The following is a 19,174-nucleotide window of genomic DNA, read 5'->3' as shown; positions in this document are numbered from 1 at the left end:
ACGAAAATGAGAATGGTTTTGTGGGTTTCCGCCTGTGCGCTGGCCCTGGGCGTCGAGGCCGCCAGCGCGACCCCGGTTCCGGACGTCGTGAAGATCAGCGCGGGCAAGGTCCAAGGGGCGATCGACGATGGGATCCTGTCGTTCAAAGGCGTTCCGTTCGCCCAGCCGCCTGTGGGCGAGCTGCGCTGGCGGGCGCCGCAACCGGYCAAGCCGTGGACGGGCGTGCGTCCGGCCAAGGCCTACGGCGCCGACTGCATGCAGGAGCCCTTTCCCAGCGACGCGGCGCCTTTGGGCACGAAACCGGCCGAGGATTGCCTGGTCGCCAACGTCTGGCGGCCCGCCGAGGCCGCGGCCAAGAAGCTGCCGGTCATGGTCTGGATCTATGGCGGCGGCTTCGTGAACGGCGGCAGCTCGCCGTCGGTCTATGACGGAAGCCAGTTCGCTCGCCAGGGCGTCGTCTTCGTCAGCTTCAACTACCGCCTGGGCCGGTTCGGCTTTTTCGGCCACCCCGCCTTGACGGCCGCCAACGCCGACGGCGGACGCCTGGGCAACTATGGCTACATGGACCAGATCGCGGCCCTGAAATGGGTCAAGGAGAACGCCGCGGCATTCGGCGGCGACCCCGACAACGTGACCGTGTTCGGCGAATCCGCCGGCGGCGGCTCGGTGCACATGCTGCTGACCTCGCCGGAGTCCAAGGGTCTGTTCCAGAAGGCGGCCATCATGTCCGGCGGCGGTCGGGGCAGCCTGATGGGGCCGCGTCGGCTCAGCCAGGACCTGCCGGGCATTCCGTCCGCCGAGACGATCGGCGTCAACTTCGCCAAGTCCGTTGGGGTCGAGGGAGCCGGGCCGGAGGCGCTGGCCGCCCTGCGCGCCCTACCGGCCGAGAAGGTGTTGGCCGGGTTGAACATGGCCGCCATGTTCAATCCCAACGGTCCGCCCACCTACGGCGGCCCGATGATGGATGGCAAGATCGTGGTCGCCGACCCCGAGGCCGCCTATCGCGCCGGGACCCAGGTGAAGGGGCCGGTGATGGTCGGGGCGACCAGCGCCGACATCGGCTTCGGCTTCGCCCAGTCCAAGGACCAGGTGTTCGACCCGTTCGGTCCCCTGAAGGACGCGGCCAAGGCCGCTTACGATCCCGCCGGCGACGTTGACGTCCGCCTGGTCGCCTACAAGGTGGCGATGGACAAGATGATGGTCGAGCCCGCGCGGTTCGTGGCCAAGCTCATCTCGGCCCAGGGGGCGCCGGCCTATGAATACCGGTTCTCCTACGTCGCCGACTCGATGAAGAGCGAGTGGAAGATGGGGGCGCCGCACGCCACCGACATTCCCTACGTCTTCGACACCGTGAAGGCCAAGTACGGCGTGGCCCTGACCGCCAAGGACGCGGCCATCGCCAAGGCTGCCAACGCCTATTTCGCCAACTTCGCCAAGACCGGCGACCCGAACGGGCCGGGCCTGGCCAAATGGCCGGCTTACGACGCCAAGGCCGATGTCCTGATGGATTTCGGCGCAGACGGCGCCGCGGTCGCCAGGCCCGAGCCTTGGAAGGCGCGCATGGATGTCACGGAGGCGGCCGCCAAGCCGTCGGCCGCGACGGCCGGCCGCTAGGAGGCGAGGGGAACATCATGTCTAGACGCATGCTGCTGAGCAGCGCGACGGTCTGCGCCGCGCTTGCCCTGGCTTGCCAGTCCTCGGCCCAGACCCCTCCCGCCGAGCGCCCCTGGATGAACGTCAAGCTGTCGCCGGACGAGCGCGCCCGGTTGCTTGACCAGGTCCTGACGGAGGACGAGCGCTACGGGCTGTTGCATGGGATCATGCCGCTGCCGTTCTTCCCCGGCGCCAAGATCCCCGAGGACGCCGTGCCGGGCGCGGGCTATGTCGCGGGCATTCCACGGCTAGGCGTGCCGCCTCTGCGCGAGACCGACGCCAGCCTGGGCGTCGCCAATCCCGGCGGCCTACGCAAGGGCGACACGGCGACGGCCCTGCCGGCGGGCCTGTCGCTCGCCGCCAGCTGGAACCCGGACAACGCCTATGCCGGCGCCGCGGTGGTCGGCGAGGAGGCGGCGCGGAAGGGCTTCAACGTCCTGCTGGGCGGCGGCCTGAACCTGGCCGCCGAACCGCGCAACGGCCGCAACTTCGAATATCTCGGCGAGGATCCGTTGCTGGCCGGGACCCTGGCCGGGGCGGCGGTGCGGGGCGTCCAGGACCGTCACGTCGTCTCGACCGTCAAGCACTTCGCCCTGAACGACCAGGAGACCGGGCGCAACGTCGTCAATGCCGTGATCGACGAGCAGGGCTTCCGCCAGGGCGAGCTGCTGGCCTTCCAGTTTGCGATCGAGAAGGGCCAGCCCGGCTCGGTGATGTGCGCCTATAACAAGATCAACGGCCACTATGCCTGCGACAACGACTTCCTGCTCAACAAGGTGCTGAAGGGCGACTGGGCCTGGCCGGGCTGGGTGATGTCCGACTGGGGCGCGGTTCCCGGAGTCGGCGCGGCCGCGAACGGTCTGGACCAGCAGTCTGGCGCGCAGCTGGATCGGCAGGTCTGGTTCGACAAGCCGCTGCGCGAGGCCGTTGGCAAGGGCCAGGTCCCCGAGGCCAGGATCCACGACATGTCGCGTCGGATCCTGCGCTCGATGTTCGCGGTCGGCCTGTTCGACACCGCGTCGCGCCAGGGCCAGCCGGCCGACTACCCCGCCGGCGCCAAGGTTTCCAGAACCACGGCCGAGCAGGGGATCGTGCTGCTGAAGAACGACCGTGGTCTGCTGCCCCTGGCCAAGGGCGCCAGGAAGATCGTAGTGGTCGGCGGCTATGCCGACACGGGCGTGCTGTCCGGCGGCGGTTCGGCCCAGGTGATCACCGGAACCGGCAACGCAGCCGCCGTCCCGGTGGGAGGCGAGGGGCCTCTGGCCGCTTTCGCCTCGCAGGTCTATCACCCGTCGTCGCCGTTGAAGGCGATCAAAGCCAAGCTCGGCAAGGAGACCGTGGTCCGTTTCTCCGACGGGCGCTATCCGTCGGAGGCGGCGGCCCTGGCCAAGGACGCGGACCTGGCGATCGTCTTCGTGACCCAGTGGATGATGGAGTCGATCGACGCCGGCGACCTGTCCCTGCCTTCGGGCCAGGACGGACTGGTGGCCGCCGTCGCCGCCGCCAATCCCAACACCATTGTGGTGCTGGAGACCGGCGGGCCGGTGCTGATGCCTTGGCTGGACCAGGTCGGCGCGGTGGTCGAGGCCTGGTACCCGGGCGTCAAGGGCGGCGACGCGATCGCGGATGTGCTGTTCGGCGACGTCAATCCCTCCGGGCGGCTGCCGATCACCTTCCCGGCTTCGCTTGACCAGCTACCCAACCGCCAAGTCGCCGGCTTCGGCTATGTCGGTCCCAGCTTCACCGATCCGCCCGAGGTCGTCGCCGAAAAGACCAAGGGCTTCGACGCCCCGCGCCCGCAAGGATCGGACATCGGCTATCGCTGGTATGCCCGCAAGGGCTTCAAGCCGCTGTTCCCGTTCGGCCACGGCCTGTCGTACGCCCACTTTACCTATGGCGCACTGAAGGTCGCCGGCGGCGACACGGTCACCGCCAGTTTCGACGTCACCAACACCGGCGACAGGCCCGGCGCCGACGTGCCGCAAGTCTATCTGACCGCGCGCTCGGGAGCCCCGGAGCTGCGCCTGCTGGGCTGGTCTCGCGTCGAACTGCGGCCGGGCGAGACCAAGCGCGTCACCGTCACCGCCGATCGGCGACTGCTGGCCGACTTCGACGTCAAGGCGCGCGGATGGCGGGTCGACGCTGGAACCTACGAGGTGGCCGTTGGCGCGTCGGCCGCCGCCCTGAACGCCAAGGCCGCCGTGAAGGTCAAGGCGGGAACACTGAAACCCTGAGCGCCTGTCCTGCGCTTTGACGGCCGCCCGTTCCTCCGCGGGCGGCCGTTCTTTTTTCCGGGCGCGCGCGCAGGCCGTCAGTGCGAGGTCATTCCGAGATCGCCGGGCGACTCAAGCGTACGGCGTCGCCATGGAGCCGGATGCTCTCGATGAAGGCGGCGACGATCCGGCGCATGGGCACGCTGCGTCGGCGGATCAGCACGATGTGCCGGGCAAAGCCGGGGTCGTCGACCTGCCGCGCAACCAGATGGACGCTGCGCACCTCGGGTGAGGTCGATGGCAGGATCGCCACGCCCAGCCCGGCCCCGGCCAGGGCCGCGGCGGTCAGGGTGTAGGTGACTTCGCAAGCAGGGGTCACGCTCAGGCCGTTGGCCGCGAAGGCGCGATCGACGGCCGCGCGGGCGCTGCTGTTGCGACAGGTCAGGATCAGGGGATAGCGCGCCAAGGTGCGGACGGTGATCCGCTCGACCTCGCTCAGCGGGTGTCTCGGACGAAAGACGACCAGCAGGTCATCCTGGAACAGGTCCTCGCTATCCAGGTCGGCATCCCCATCGTGGCGAACGCAAATCCCGAAATCCACGTCGCCCGAGCGGACCCGCGCCCGGACCTGCTCGTCCATCGCATCCTCGACGACGAAGGTCGCCTCCGGGCGATCGGCGCGAAAACGGCGGATGATCTCCGGCAGTACGCTGGCGGCGCAGGACGGCAGGCAGGCCACGCGGATCATGCCGCCGGCGCGAGCGGCGTGATCCCGGGCGTTGATCACCGCGCCTTCCAGATCGTTGACGATCCGCATGAAGACGGGCAGCAGTTCGCGGCCCGCATCGGTGAGCTCCACGGTCCGCGTGTTGCGATCGAAAAGCCGTAACTCCAAGCCCTCTTCCAGTTGCTGGATGCGGCTGGTCAAGGCCGGCTGCGACAGATTCAGGACCTCGGCGGCCTGCCGAAAGCTGTTCGTCGACGCCACCGTGACGAAGCCCCGAATTTGGCTGAAGGTGATCCGCAAGCCGTTGAGCAATGGCGCGACGCGGTCGTCCATCGGTTCGATCCTCCCATACGCCGGCGTTATTCACCGGTCTGAGAATGATCGAACGGCGGCGACGGATCGCCGTCCAGTGTAATCGCCGTAATCTAGCGTTGAGGGAGAAGCCCTAAACCGCCTCAGGCGCCCTCGATGAGGTTGAAGGCGCGTCCTCCCGCCCGAGTAAGCCCGCGATCGTCCGCTCTTGAATCGGTTCGCGTTCAAACTCGGCCGGAACCGCGGGGGAACATTAGGTCGGGCGGGTCAGAACAGCGCGTATTCGGGCTTGCCGTACGTTCCGACGATGTCGACCGCGAAGGTCGCGCCGTCGGCCAGGTCGGTCAGGAAGGCGTCGTTTGACTTGGCGTACATGCCCACGTCCTCGGTCGCCGCCGCCGCCAGCAGCCAGCCAACCATCGCCGCCTTGGTCCCGATCCCCGTCGCGCCGTCGCCGCCATAGCTCGCCAGATAGTCGACGCGGGGGTCGATCAGGGCATGGACCTTGGCGTCGTCGGGGGTGACGCCGAAGATCGTCTTGTAGGCCTCGCGCGTGGTCTCGAACAGCGAGAGCTGGCCGTACTTGGCCGCGAAGGCGTCCTTGCCGTCGCCGTACTTGCCCAGGTTCACCGCGAAGTTGATGTAGCGGTTCACCGTGTTGAACTGGGCGTAATAGGCGCTGTTGAGGTTGGCCGTGTTCGGGCCGGTTGGCGAGACCAGGTAGTCGATGCCGCCCAGGCTGGGAATCTTCCCGGTGAAGAATTGGTAGCTCAGCGTCGCCACCGAAGTCGTCGCCACGGCCGCCTTGACCAACTGACTCGCGGCCTGATCCATGTCCTGCGTCCCGACGCCCACGCCCGTGATCAGCTGGCTTCGGAGATCGACATGGCCGGCGATCGGGGTCGCCTCGCGTAGGATGTTGGTGAAGGCCGTCATCACCCGCGCGGTCGAGGGCAGATCGTTGGCGATAACCTTCAATGTGTTGTTTTCGGCCGCGGCGAAGGCATAGACCTTACCCGCAGCATCGGTCAGGGCGGTCGCCAGATAGGGCAGTTCCACTGACAGCTTGGTGAACTTCCCCGCGCCATCGTTGATAAAGATGCGCGAGCCCTGGCCCGCGCCGCCGGTGTCGACGCCGGCGATCATGTCCTTGAAGCCGTCGCCGTTGACGTCGACCGCCTGCAGCGTCTTGTACCAGTAGAGCGGAACGCTGGCGCTCGGGCTGGCGGCGCTCTGCGGCAGGCGGATCTGAGTCTCGTCGTGGAACTTGCCGTTCCCATCGTTGATCAGCAGCTGGATGTAGCCCACCGTGTAGAAGTCCGGGGTACCCGCCGGACCGCCGTTCGTCACCGCGACCGCCAAGTCGACCAGGTTGTCGCCGTTGAGATCAATCGGCGTCACGGCCATCACCGCCTCGTGGCTGACGCCGCTCTCCGGTAGCGCCACGGGGGCGATGGTCGCGTAGCCCTTGCCGTCGTTGAGATAGACCTCGCTGGGGCGTGTCGACTCGTTCCAGCGGCCGGCGATCAGGTCCGCCTTGCCGTCGTTGTTGACATCGACCAGCGCGCCCATCGTGTTGCCGGGGTTGTAGCTGGTCCCCTGGTAGTAGGCCGGCATGTTCGCCGTATCGAGCGTGAAGCCGCCCTTTCCATCGCCCAGCAGGATCTGCAGGGCAGGACCYTGGCCTGGCGTGTTGGGGGAATAGGCATGGATGGCGAAGGCCACGACATCCAGATGTCCGTCGCCATTGACGTCGCCCACCGCGCCGCCGTGGGTGAAGATCTTGATCTGGGGCAGGCCCGTCGATGACGCAGCGTAGCCCCCGCCGCTTCGGGACAGCATCACCGCGTTCTGCCCGCCCGGGAAGGGCTGGCGGTCCGGACCCGATTCCAGGATGAAGACGTCCGGTCGCCCGTCCTCGTTGAAGTCGCCGACCAGGGCGCGGGCGACATAGAAACCACCGGCCGCGGTGGGTAGGCTCGCGGAAGCGTCGACGAAACCGCCCTGGTCGTTTCCGCTGAACAGCCAGAAGGGCGAGACGCTGTTGAAGTTCGAGGCGTAGTCGATGGTGGGCGTGATCAGGTCGGCCTTGCCGTCGCCGGTGAAGTCACCGACCAGCAGTTGCTGCATCACGTTGCTGGAGAGGCTGAGCGACGTCAGGACCGTCCCCAGCACCAACTTGCCGTTGGGCAGGTAGTTCGCCGCGTTGATCGTGACGAGGTCGGAGTTGGCGCCCATGAACTGGATGCGCTCGACATTGGTCAGCACGGTCGTGCCGTTGTCTCCGCCGGGAAAGTGCTTCTTGACCGTGAAGGTCCGAGTCGCGGAATCGAAGGTGATCGTCGCATCCGTGGACTTGCGATCATAGAAGACCGCCGTGTCGAAGCCGCCGCCGCCGTCGACCACGTCGGCGCCGCCACTCAGCCAGAAGCTCTCGTCCGCCGCCGAGCCTGTGATTTTGTCGCTATGGGGAGAATCCTGGACGCTGAAGAAGCCGCTGAGTGTGTCTGTCCCGCCAAGGCCGTCCTGCGCCACGCCCTTGGCCAGGTCCACCACCACACCGGAGGTCGATGTCCAGTAGGCCACGCCCGCCGACGCGCTCGTTCCCTTGAGGACGTCATTGCCAGCTCCGCCCACCGCGATGCCGGACTTGACGGTGATCGTGTCGTCACCGCCCTCACCATAGATGTTGCTGCCGTTGGCTATGCCCTCGGCGGCCTGATCGATGATGTCCGCCCCGCCGGAGCCATGATAGTCAGCCATTTGCTAGTCCCTGGTGTGTCCCGAACCGTCGCGCCGCGGGACCGGTCGCCCCCGCGTGGCGCATAGGGTAGGGGTATAGAGATTCGCCTCATCGCCGTTTGTAGGGTGTGCTGTCGTCGACATCGCATGGTCGTTCTCGCGGGTCCAGAATCGCGGTCTCTGCAAGAGTCTTAGCGGCGGATCCGCCGTTCGAGCCCGTCGACGAAGGTGAAGACGACGGGAACAACGAGCAGGCTGAGCGCCGTCGAGGTTATGAGCCCACCGATCACGGCTATGGCCATGGGCTGACGAAAGCTGGAGTCGGCGCCAAGGCCTAGGGCGATCGGCGCCATGCCCGCGATCATCGCCACCGTCGTCATGACGATGGGGCGAGCGCGCTTGTGGCAAGCATCGATCAGCGCCGCATGCCGTGAAAGGCTCCGCTTCTGTATGCCGACCAGCGCATGTTCCACCAACAGGATCGAATTCTTCGACACGATGCCCATCAGCATGACCAGACCGATCATGGCGGGCATGCTGAGCGAGCTTCCGCCCGCGAGTAGGGCGACGAACGCGCCGCCCAACGAGAGCGGCAGCGCCGACAGGATGGTGATCGGCTGCAGGAAGTCTCTGAACAACAGGACCAGTACGCAATAGATGCTCAGAATGCCGGCGATCATCGCCGTGACAAATCCGGCGCCCAACTCCTCGCCCATCTCGGCGCCGCCGGCGGGAACCAGCGAGACGCTTGGGGGGAGGGTGCGAATGACCTCGAGCGCCCGGACCTTCGCCATGGCTTCGCCGAGCGGCATGTCGCCCAGTCCCGCCGACACCGTGACGTGACGCTTGCGATCGTAGCGATCGATCTGCGAGGGGCCGCTCTCGAACCGGATATCGGCCACGCTGGCCAAGGGCGCGGGGCCATCACGGCCAGCGACCCGGAGGGCGCCGATGGCGAGCGGGTCACGGCGGTCCGCATCGGCGATCCGGGTCCGGATGAAAATCTGCCGATTGTCGAGGTTGAGGCGCGCCACCTGGGAGTCGAAATCGCCGCTCGTGGCGATACGCACGGCCTCGCCGATGGCTTCGGTGGTCACGCCGCGCTCTGCTGCGCGCGGGAGGTCGGGGCGGATGACGATTTCCGGCTGTTCCAAGCTTGCCGTCGAGGTGACGTTCGACAGGCCGCGGACGCCCCGGAGTTCGCGTTCAAGACGCTGGATCGTGGCTTTCAACAGCGCGGCGTCGTCGCTGGCGAGGATCAGGTCGAGCCGACCGCTGCCGCCGTCGCCCACCGAGAACCGCGCGCCGGGCACGGTCTTCAGCTGTTCGCCGATCGCCGCCTCGATCCGGGTCTTGGAAGGCCGCTGATCGCGTGGCTCCAAATTGACGATCACCGAGCCTTGGCGGACCCCAGCGACGTCGTCGCCACCCGGCCCGCCGCCGCCGGCCTGCCCGATCGTGGCGAAGATGCTTCTGACTCCGTCCACGCCCGCGACGGCTTGGCGAACCTCTTCGGCGACCTTGGATGTGGCGTTCAGCGCACTGCCAGGCGGCAGTTCGAATGAAAGCTCGGTGGCGCCACGATTGTCGGGCGGTAGGAAGCCGGTTGGGATCAACGGCAGGAGGGCGAGGGATCCAGCCAGGAACGCCATGGTCGCCGCAGCCGTGATCTTGCGGTGGGAGAGGCACCAGTCAGCGGCGGCGAGGTAGCGCCGCATGATCCACCCGTTCTCGGGCTCGGGCGCGCTCTCGCCCTTGAGGAAGTAGGCCGCCATCATCGGCGTCAGCAGGCGGGCGACAAGCAGCGAGGCGAGCACGGCGATCACCGCGGTCCAGCCGAAGGGCTTGAAGATCAGGCCCGCGAAACCCGGCATCATCGCGGTCGGCAGGAAGACGGCCACGAGGCTCAAGGTGGTGGCGATTACCGGTTTGGCGATCTCCGTCACGGCGTCCTCGGTCGCCTGTCGGATCGGCTTGCCCTGTCGCCTGTGGCGCTCGATGTTCTCCACCTCGACGATGGCGTCATCGACCAGGATCCCGATGACGACGGCCAGGGCCAGTAGGGTCAGGGTGTTGAGCGTGTAACCGAACAGCGCCATCGCTGCGAAGGTCGGCAGGATCGAAAGCGGCAGCGCCGTGGCGACGATGATTGTGGCGCGCCAGTCGCGCAGGAAGAGCCAGACCACGATCACGGCCAGGATCGCGCCCTCGTAGAGCATCGACATCGAGCCCTCATACTGCTCGAGGGTGTAGTCGATCGAGCCGCCGACCGGGGTCAGGGAAAGGCCCGGCGTCTTGCCGATCTGCGCGGACAGCGCCTTGACGACAGCCTTGGCGACCTTGGCCTCGTCAGCGCCCCTGGCGCGGAGAACCCGGAAACCCACGACCGGCCTGCCGTCGACAAACGCCGCCCGCGAGCGCTCGGCCGCGCCATCCTCGACCGTGGCCAACTGATCGAGCCGCACGTGACGCCCGTCGGCGAGCACGATCGGCAAGGCCGCCAGGTCGGAGACGTTCGCGACGATGGCGACCGTACGGATCGCCTGCTCCGCGCCCCCGAGCTGACCGCGGCCGCCCGACGATTGCTGCTGCATCTGTCGCAACGCGCGCGACACGTCGCCGGCGGTTAAGCCCAGCGCCGCCATTCGAACCGGGTCGACGCTCACGCGCGCCTCGCGCTCGACGCCGCCCAGTCGCTCGACCTTGCCCACCCCGGGCACGGCGCGGATCGCCTTGGTTAGGGTGTCATCGACGAACCAGGACAACTCCGTCTCGTCCAGTCGCGAAGACTCGACCGCATAGACCAGGACTGGCGACACCCCGAACCTGGCGGCTTCGACGGCGGGCTGCAGCATGTCCGCTGGCAGGTCCGCGCGGATGCCGTCCACGGCGTCCTTGGTCTGGATCAGCGCGTCGGAGAGCGGCTTTTCCAGTTGAAAGGCCGCCTCGACCCGCACCGTGCCGTCGGTGATCGAGGTTGTGAGGTGGCGCTGCCCATCGACCGTCGCCAGCGCGTCCTCGATGGGCCGGGCGATCTCGGTTTCGAGCTGGGCGGGCGTCGCGCCGGGAAGCGTCGCGGTGACGGTCACCGACGGCGGCGACATGYCCGGCAAATCCTGTACGGCCAACAGATTGAACCCGCGAAGACCCGCGATCGTGAGCAGCAGGAAGAGAAGGATGGAGGGGATCGGATTGCGGATCGACCAGATGGCGAAAGTCATTGGGCGCCCCCTTGCGCGCGCGCCACGCGGACGATGTCGCCGTCATCGACGAAGCCCGCGCCGCGAACGACCAGCCGTTCGTGCCCGACCAGGCCGTCCATGATCTCGACGAGACCCTGGTTCCGGCGTCCGGGCTTGACGGCCCGACGCCGGACAGTCGGCGGTCTCAGGCCTTCGTCGACGACCATGACAAAGCTTCGCCCGTCGCGGATCACCAGGCTCTCGGCGGGAACGGCAAGTCCGGGCGATCGGCCTGCGACGATCTCTCCGGACACGTACATGCCCGCCCGCGCCCGATTTCCTGGCGTGATGTCGGCATAGATGACGGCCAGGCGCGACTGGGCGTCCATCGTCGGCGCGGTCTGACGCACCTTCGCGCTTGCCTGGCTCCCGTCGGGTAGATTCAGGGTAACCCTCTGGCCGAGAGTCACGGCCTTGAGTTGCGGCGCGGTGAGTTCGCCGCGCCACTCCAGCCGGTCCTGGYGGATCATGCGAAAGAGTTCCTGACCAGCCGACACGACCGCGCCCAAGGTCGCGGGGCGGGCGGTGACTACGCCGTCGTCTGGGGCCAGGACGACGGTGTAGCGAAGCTCCAGGCGCTTGGCGGCCAGCAGCGCGGACGCCGTCTTCGCCTCGGTCTCGGCCGCGAGCACATCCTGATCGCTGACGCCGCCGCTGGCCTGCAGGGATCGCGCCCGCCGGCTGTTGGCCTCGGCCTGCTCCTGGCGGGCAAGCAGTTGGGCCTCCTCTGCCCGGAGCAGGGCGGGGCTCAGCCGCGCGAGCGCCTGGCCACGCCGGACGTGGTCGCCGACATCGGCCGCCACCTCGACGAGTTGATAGCCGCTGATCTGCGCGCCGATGCTGGCTTCTTGCCAGGGCGCGATGGCGCCGGACGCCGAGACAACGTCAGGCCAGATCACCGGCTTGGGCGTGGCGAGCGTCACTGTGAGGGCGGGAGCGGCCTGGGCAGCCGCCGGCCCTCGCGCGGTCTTGCCGGCGAAGACCAGATAGCCGCCGCCGAGCGCCGTGAGCGCCACCGCCGAGGCGAGGAGCCAGCGGCAGGCGCGGCCTTTAGCGAAGAAGGTCAGCGTGGGAGAAGGGCGAAATTCGATAGAGCCTGTGGGCGCGCTCGCCCGGGTATCGCGCATGGGCCAATCCTTGTTCATGAGGCGTCGCCGTTGAGGGGCGGGGGCGCTGAAAGCGGCGCTATTTGGAGGGTTTGCCGGGGCGCGCCCGTCGTACGGACCAACGTCACCCAGGCCCGGGCGTGATCGGCCGCGGCGGTGACGGCGCTTTCCTGCGCCCGGTTGAACTGGCGGCGGGATTCCTCCAGTTCGATTTGGGCGATCGAGCCGGCTCGCCAGCGGGCGATGTTGACCTCCAGCGCGTATTGCGCGGCTTGGAGCGCCTCCTGAGAGGTCACGATACGCGCGCGCGCCGACTGGTCGGCGCTCAGCGCGTCCTCCACATCGCGCTCGGCCGTCCTGACGGCCAGGTCGAGGCGGGCGACAGCCTGGCGGTAGCTGGCCTCGGCCCCGCTCACCCTCGCCGCGCCCGCGCCGCCGTCGAGCAAGGGCCCGGCCAGGCCGATCCCGGCTGACCGGGCGGTAGAGGACGTCGTCGCGCCCAGCGCCCGGATCCACTGCTGGCTCAAGGCGGCCGCCAGGTCGATGCGGGGCAGCCGATCAGCCCGGGCGACGGCGATCTCCGACCATCGCGCCGCGGCCTCGCGCTCGGCGGCGATGACGAGGGGGTGGGCCAGCAGGACGCTCGCGGGCAGGGCTGGCTTGAACGCCGGGGGCTGGGCGATTGGCGAAGGGGGCTGTTGGGCAAGTCGTCGGATGGTCGCAATGTCCGATCCAGTCAGCGCCGACAACGCGTGAACTAGGCGGTGGCACGCTTCCGCCTGGACGGCGCGGTCGGTACGCGCCGACGACAGGTTGCTCGCGGCGGTCGCCAGGGCGACGGGCGCGAGGGCTCCCGCGCCAAGGCGCGTGCGGGTGACGGTCATTTCGGCCTCGCGCGAAGCGATGTCGCGGTCGCGGATTTCCAGAACACGGTCACAGGCGCTCAGGGCGAGCGCGGTGTCGGCGATCTCGCCGATGATGGACAGACGCGCCGCTTCGGCGTCAGCGGCAGCGCCGGTCAGGCGGTTCCGCGCCGCTGCCGCGCCTTGCCGAAGACGACCCCAGAGGTCGAGCTCCCATGAAAGGTTGGCTCCGACCGATCCCGACGACGCGCTGGCTATCCCTCCGTCGGCGCGGTCTCGCGATCGCGAGAGGCTCGCATCGACTCCGACGGCGGGGCGACGGCCCGCGTCCTGCGTGGTCAGCGCCGCGCGCGCCAGATCGACCCGCGCGGCGGCCTCCGCGAGTGTCGGGTTGTCGGCCAGGCCCGCGGCCACCAACGAGGCGACGACGGGATCTCCCAGCAAGGTCCACCAGCCGTCACGCTCCAGGGCGGTCGGCTCTGAGGCGACGCCCGGCGCGTTGCTCCACGCGTCGGCGACCTTCATCGGCGGACGCTGATAGGCCGGCTGGACGGCGCAAGCGCCGAGTAGGACTAAGGGCGCTAAGGCCAAGCCCGAAAGATATGGTTTCATGTTCAGAACCAGATCGAGCGCCTGAACGGCGTGTCGCCGCCCAGGCGCTCGGTTGCACAAGGGGCGGTGTCGTCAGGGGGTGACGGATGGCGCCGACGCTTCGGGTTCGGCGGGCCGGCCCGCGCCCGAAACCGAGGGCGCGTAGAGGCCCGTTCCAAAGCCGATGATCGCGCCCCCGACCATGCGGCTGGCGGACCGGCGCGGGCCGAAGCGCGCGCAGGGGTCCGGCTTGACGACCGGGCGGTTCTTTCTCGCCTTGGTCGCGAAGGCGTCACTGGCCGCCTTGGCGAAGGGTTCGGCCAATTGGAGGGCGTCGCCGACGGGCGAGAGCGACGGGTCCATCTTGCTGATGCCCTCGGTCGATTTCGCCCAGGTGATCGCCGCGACCTGTTGGCCATCGGCCGTCACCAGTTCCGCCTCGGCGGCCAGGGCGCCCGAAATCCGGGGACCCCGGAGCTTCACGAAGGGAACGGGGATGAAGAAGCTGGCCGCGGCGGTCGCGGCCGAGCCCGCCGGATTCGTCGGCGCGATGTGGGCGATCGCGGTGCGCACGCGCCCGGAGCCGGGTTCCGGCATGGGCGCGATCTCGAACCGTTTGCTGAGCCTGAAGCACATCTGGCGGTCGATTTCCTGCCGCACCAGGGCCTGGCTTTCCGGACGAACCGGGGCCTTGGCGTTGATCCTCAAGACGGTGGGCTCGATGTAGATGCGGGTGACGGCGTCGGAGGCCGTGTCGTCGCGCCTTTTGCGGGGTCCGCGTTCGCCGTTCCTCGCATCGCCCAGTCCCTCGTAGCTCGAGAGATAGCCCGAGCGGTCGGTGGGCATGGATTGGCAGGCGGTGAGCGTTGACAGGAACGCCAGKGCGAGGGCGGGCGTAATGAGCTTTTCTTGGCGGCGGAACGGGGGAGGGCGGACCATGCATCGATCTCCAGGGTGACGACGCACGCACCGTGGAGGTCCAAGCTGCCAGCAGCCTGTTAGAGCCTGCGCCTTGTTGAGCGGGTGTGTGTCGGAGGCGCCTCGATCACCGCGCCCTTTTCCCTGGGCGCGCGCCTTGACCGCTCGCGGCCCGCGCCTTCGGGCATCGCCGCCATGTAGCCAAGTCCGCGCAGAGCTCGAATCGAAACGGTCGCGCCCATGTCCGCCAGCTTTCGGCGGACCCGATGGACATGGAGCTGGATGGAGTTGTCCGTGAAATCCTGCTCCATCGAGTGCAGGCTTTCGCCCAACTGGACCTTGGTGATCACCCGCTCCGGCGACCTCAGGAAACGCTCGAGGATGATGCTCTCGCCGCGCGACAGTCCGGCCCGGGCCTCACCGACCGCCAGTTCTCTGGCCCCGACGTCATAGGCGACATCGCCATAGCGGATCACCTGGTCGGCCAGGGGAAGCTGTCGCCGGCCCAAGGCGCGAAGTCGCGCGACCAGTTCTTCGATCGCGAAGGGCTTGACCAGATAGTCGTCGGCGCCGGCGTCCAGACCCCGCACGCGTTCGCCGACGCTGCCCAGGGCGGTCAGTAGCAGAACGGGCGTGGCGAGCCCCGCGGCGCGTACGCGCGCCAGCAGATCCAGTCCGCTTTGCCGTCCCAGCATGATGTCGAGGATGACGGCCTCGTACGACGCCGACCGCCACGCATGCCAGCCGTCCTCGTCGGTCTCGAAGAGATCGACTACGAAGCCAGCCTTGGTCAGGGATCTGCGCGTCGCCTTGCCGAGTTTCGGGTTGTCCTCGATGAAGAGCACTCTCATGAGCGGGCGTCTCGGCGAACCCAACGGATGCTCGCGAACGGCGAAGGACGGCGCCAGAAATTCCGGGGTTCGTGAGCGGCGGACTCCGCTCCATGGCCACGCCTCGAGAAGTCCAGCACGAAGCGGGCTCCGGAGACGGAAGGGTCCAACCGCACGTCGCCACCGTGCAGTGTCATCACCCGCTCGACGATCGAGAGGCCCAGGCCAGCCCCAAGACCGTAGGTGTCGGCCTTGCTGAATCGGTGGAACAGCCGGTCCTGAAAGCCGAGCGGAACACCCAGTCCATCGTCGCTGACGACGAGACGGCCAAAGACGTCGATCGCGACCAGGATTTCGCTGCCGGGCGGGGTATGGCGCAGGGCGTTTTCGAGCAGGTTGCGCAGAGCGACCTCCACGAGGCCAGGCGCGCCATGGCAGTTCCAGCGATCATGGGCGCTCTCGAAGGCGACGCTGCGGCCACTGGCGACGATCGCGCCGGCCATTTCGCCGGTGAGGGCCCGGGACAGGTCGACCAGGTCGAAGGGAATCTTGTTGGGCTCCTCGCTGCCGTCGGCTTCGGCCAGGGCCAGGAGTTGGGCAATCAGGCGGGACAACCGGTCAAACTCCTCGATGGCGTCCTCACGCTCGTCGGCGTCAAGCAGGCTTTCGACCTGCGCGCGTAGGTTCGCCAAGGGCGTTCGCAGTTCGTGCGCCGCGTTGGCGGAGAATTCTCGCTGGGTCCGCCATCCGGCCTCCAGGCGATCGAGGGTCGCGTTGAAGGCGACCACCAAGGGCGTGATCTCGCGAGGTGTTGAGCCCAAGGGCAGGCGCTTGCTGATCGTGGCGGGACCGATGTCGCCGGCGCGCTCGGATATCTGGCGCAAGGGCCACAGGCCCAGATGCAGCGCGGCCAGAATGCCGACCATCATCATCCCCATCAGGATGAGAAGCCAGGGCAGGTTGTCGCTCGCTTCCCGGCCCAGGCGCGCTAGATCCACCCGCTCGGCGAAAGCCAGCCCCGTCCTGTCGGGATCGAAGAGCTGGATGACCATGAAGACCGCGGCCACGACGAGGGCGACCGAGGGAAACAACAGCCAAAGCAGGGAAGCGCCGCCTTCCTGGCGGGACGCCACGGCCTGTCGGCTCTTGACCCGATCGCGCATCTGCTTCTCCTCGACCGGAACGACAGAGGATGCACGCCCGGCTTGATCGTCGTGCGCGACAAACCTGCCACGGACATTTCAGCCCGATCGAAGGTAGGCGCAGGCCCATCATCGCCGTGATGGCGACATCGGCAAGGCGCCCCATCACCACGCCAAGTACGACGTCGATGAAGTGTCGGTGTCAGGCGATGGCGCGCGCCAAGGACGCCACGATCTGATCGGCCCGATCCTCAGGGACGTTCGTGAAGCTCAACAGCAGGCCCCGGTCCACGCCCGGCGTCAGATATTGACCCGATAGCGGCGTTGGCCTGAGACCGACCCGCGCCGCCCGCTGGGCCAATTCGAAATCGTCGCCCAGGTTCGGAAACCGACCCAGCACATGCAGGCCGCCAGCGCGGTGGGTGAGGGCGATCTCGTCGCCAAACCGCTGCTCCAACGCGCTGACCAGGGCGTTGCGGCGAGCCTTGTAGCAGACCGCCATGCGACGCAGGTGTCGGGCGAAATGGCCTTGGCGCATCAGTTCGGCCACGGCCAACTGTTCGAACATCGCCACGCCGCGATGCCGCAGCTGTTGAGCTGTCCTGGCGGCGTCCACCAGTTGAGGCGGAAGAACCAGATAGCCGAGTCGAAGGGACGGCAGCAGCGATTTGCTGAAGCTGCCGGCGTAGAAGACCCGCTGGTCGCCGTCCATCGCCTTCAGGGCCGCCGGCTTGTGGCCGCTGTAGTGGAACTCGCAATCGTAGTCGTCCTCCAGGATCCAGCGGTCGGCTTCGGCGGCCCAGGCCAGTAGGGCGCGTCGGCGCGCTGGCGACAGCGTGACGCCCAGAGGGAACTGGTGCGCGGGCGTGACGATGGCGAGCTTGGCTTGGGGCGCCTTGCCCCAAGCCCAGTCGACGTCCAGGCCTTCCTCGTCCACCGGAGCCGCGGCGATCGTCATGCTTCTGGCGCGAAGCGTTCGCTGAACGAAGCCGTAGCCTGGATCCTCGATCCAGACCGTGTCGCCCATGGTCAGCACTAAGTCGACGGTCAGGTTGAGGGCGTCCTGATAGCCGTGGGTCACGACGATCTGTTGTGCGTCGCAAGCGATCCCGCGCGATACGGCCAGATAAGCCGCGATCGCCTCGCGCAGCGCCGACAAGCCCATCGGATCGGGCGCCACCATTTCGTCGATCGGCAACTGGCGCGCTTGCCGCGCGAGAATCCGAGTCCAGGTCTTGCGAGGAAAGAGATCAAGCGCGGGCAGGCCAAGCTGCAGGGGGAGCCAGGGTTCGGATGAAGGCTGGGATGTCGGAGCGGCCGGCTTGTCGGGCGACGGGCGAAAGCTCGGACTGACGATCGTTCCGCCGGGGCGACGGGCGATCAGGCAGCCCTCGCCGGCCAGGCGCGCGTAGACCCCGTCGATGGTCCCGCGCGCGACGCCCAACTGGGTGGAAAGGCTGCGCGTCGAGGGCATCCGCGCGCCCGGCGACAACCGTCCATCATGGATCGCGCCATGGATACGCTCATAAAGCTGATCATGCAGCGGAAGTCTTGAGGCGCGGTCGATGGCGAACGCGTCGAGGCGAGGCGCGAGATTCATGGCTCATTGAATTTCACCGAAAATGGCTCTGTGCAATGGACCATTTACTGCCTCTAGTCGGACGGTCGTCCTTGATGGCGAGCAACAAGGGCAGGTAGCGTTTCGATGAGTGTTTCGACCAGCTCGGGGCCGAATTCGGTCACGACGGACCGTGCGGCCCAGGCCGTGCTTTGGCTGCCTGTCGCGGCGGCGATGCTATATCCTTGGGCGCTGCGAGCGTTCCATGGCGCCGCGGTGAACGCCGGCAGCCTCTCGCCGCTCGCCTGCGTCTGGCTCGTCGCCGCCTTCGCCCTGCCGCTCTCATGTCTGGCGCTGATATCGGTCGATCTTGCAAAATTCGATGTCTCGGCGCGTCGTCTGGCCTTGGCGGGGCTGGCGGCGCCGCCGCTGTTCGTCCTGACCGGCGTCCTGTCCGGCCTGCTGCATTCACCCGTGAAGGATCTCTGGATCTGGTCCGTCTTATGGATCGGCCTTGGCGTGGCGTCGACGTTCGGCAAGCCGGGCTCAGCCGCAGGTGCGACGGCGCCCTCGGCCCCTCTGCGCATCGCCCATGGCGCCACGGCCGCCGTGATCCTGCTGTTCGTGACGTTCCACCTGTTCAACCATCTGACGGGCCTTCTGGGGCCCGAAGCGCACGCGCGGGTGATGGCCGTTGGCCGCCGGGTCTATCGGTCACGCCTCGTCGAGCCAGCGCTTGTGGTCCTCCTGCTGCTCCAGGCGGTCAGCGGCGTCGCCATGGCCTGGCGCTGGAGCGCTCGGCCGACGGACTTGGCGCGTACGATCCAAGTAGGGTCTGGCGCCTATCTGGCCGCCTTCATCGTCACGCACATGAATTCGGCATTCGTGTCGGCGCGGGCAGTCCACAAGATTCAGACCGATTGGGCCTGGGCGACGGGCGCGCCCGACGGACTGCTGCTCGACGCCTGGAACATCCGCCTCGCGCCGCACTATGCGTTGGGCGTCTTCTTCGTCGTCGCGCACCTGTTCTGCGGCCTGCGCCAGGTTCTGCTCGCGCATGGGATGCGCCAGGCGGTCGCCAACCGTCTGCTGGGCGCGGGCCTGGCCGGCGCGGCGGCGCTGTCGGCGACGATCACGGCTGGGCTCTGTGGGCTGCGCCTCTAACGCCACAAGGGAGGCCAATCGGAGCTACGGCCGGAGCACGACGGCCTTCTCTAACGCCCGATCCAGGAACTGTTGCGCCGGACACCTACGCGGCATGGATCGAAGTGTTTGGG

At 67.9% G+C, this 19,174-nt stretch carries 12 protein-coding genes; 3 read left to right on the top strand and 9 right to left on the bottom strand.

Going from position 1 to position 19,174, the window contains the following annotated elements:
• Positions 1–6: 6 nt before the first annotated feature.
• Positions 7–1,614, top strand: coding sequence for a carboxylesterase/lipase family protein (locus AC1DSO_RS15645; RefSeq protein WP_477069697.1), 1,608 nt, complete (start codon positions 7–9; stop codon positions 1,612–1,614).
• Positions 1,615–1,631: 17 nt separating this feature from the next.
• Entirely contained in the window at positions 1,632–3,887 is a 2,256-nt protein-coding gene (locus tag AC1DSO_RS15640; protein WP_477069696.1) for a beta-glucosidase, read from the top strand.
• Positions 3,888–3,975: 88 nt separating this feature from the next.
• Here AC1DSO_RS15640 and AC1DSO_RS15635 read toward each other — a convergent pair whose 3' ends face one another.
• From AC1DSO_RS15635 to pdxR, 9 genes are all read right to left on the bottom strand, one after another.
• Positions 3,976–4,926 (bottom strand): LysR family transcriptional regulator, encoded by a 951-nt coding sequence (locus AC1DSO_RS15635; protein WP_477069695.1) that lies wholly within the window; start codon positions 4,924–4,926, stop codon positions 3,976–3,978.
• Between the two features lie 246 nt (positions 4,927–5,172).
• Positions 5,173–7,668, bottom strand: coding sequence for an FG-GAP-like repeat-containing protein (locus AC1DSO_RS15630; RefSeq protein ID WP_477069694.1), 2,496 nt, complete (start codon positions 7,666–7,668; stop codon positions 5,173–5,175).
• 170 nt (positions 7,669–7,838) lie between these two features.
• A complete protein-coding gene (locus AC1DSO_RS15625; protein WP_477069693.1) occupies positions 7,839–10,868 on the bottom strand; it encodes an efflux RND transporter permease subunit in 3,030 nt (1,009 codons plus the stop codon).
• A complete protein-coding gene (locus AC1DSO_RS15620; RefSeq protein WP_477069692.1) occupies positions 10,865–12,016 on the bottom strand; it encodes an efflux RND transporter periplasmic adaptor subunit in 1,152 nt (383 codons plus the stop codon). The genes AC1DSO_RS15625 and AC1DSO_RS15620 overlap by 4 nt, the downstream gene beginning before the upstream one ends.
• A gap of 14 nt (positions 12,017–12,030) precedes the next feature.
• The gene (locus AC1DSO_RS15615; protein ID WP_477069691.1) at positions 12,031–13,470 is read right to left on the bottom strand and encodes an efflux transporter outer membrane subunit; all 1,440 of its coding nucleotides are present in this window, start codon (positions 13,468–13,470) and stop codon (positions 12,031–12,033) included.
• A 72-nt stretch (positions 13,471–13,542) separates the two neighbouring features.
• Positions 13,543–14,388 (bottom strand): DUF3313 domain-containing protein, encoded by an 846-nt coding sequence (locus AC1DSO_RS15610; RefSeq protein WP_477069690.1) that lies wholly within the window; start codon positions 14,386–14,388, stop codon positions 13,543–13,545.
• 59 nt (positions 14,389–14,447) lie between these two features.
• Positions 14,448–15,212, bottom strand: a complete 765-nt coding sequence (locus AC1DSO_RS15605; protein ID WP_477069689.1) for a response regulator transcription factor — start codon at positions 15,210–15,212, stop codon at positions 14,448–14,450.
• 2 nt (positions 15,213–15,214) lie between these two features.
• On the bottom strand, positions 15,215–16,360 hold the full coding sequence (locus AC1DSO_RS15600; RefSeq protein WP_477069688.1) for a sensor histidine kinase: 1,146 nt from the start codon (positions 16,358–16,360) through the stop codon (positions 15,215–15,217).
• Between the two features lie 181 nt (positions 16,361–16,541).
• Positions 16,542–17,939 (bottom strand): MocR-like pyridoxine biosynthesis transcription factor PdxR, encoded by a 1,398-nt coding sequence (gene pdxR, locus AC1DSO_RS15595; RefSeq protein ID WP_477069687.1) that lies wholly within the window; start codon positions 17,937–17,939, stop codon positions 16,542–16,544.
• Positions 17,940–18,044: 105 nt separating this feature from the next.
• Between pdxR and AC1DSO_RS15590 the strand changes: the two genes are divergently transcribed.
• Positions 18,045–19,061, top strand: coding sequence for a hypothetical protein (locus tag AC1DSO_RS15590; RefSeq protein ID WP_477069686.1), 1,017 nt, complete (start codon positions 18,045–18,047; stop codon positions 19,059–19,061).
• Positions 19,062–19,174 lie beyond the last annotated feature (113 nt).

Source organism: Caulobacter sp. P4_E5, from assembly GCF_056401555.1.
The sequence above is the reverse complement of the archived record's forward strand: the minus strand, read 5'-3'. Positions and strand labels throughout refer to the sequence as shown.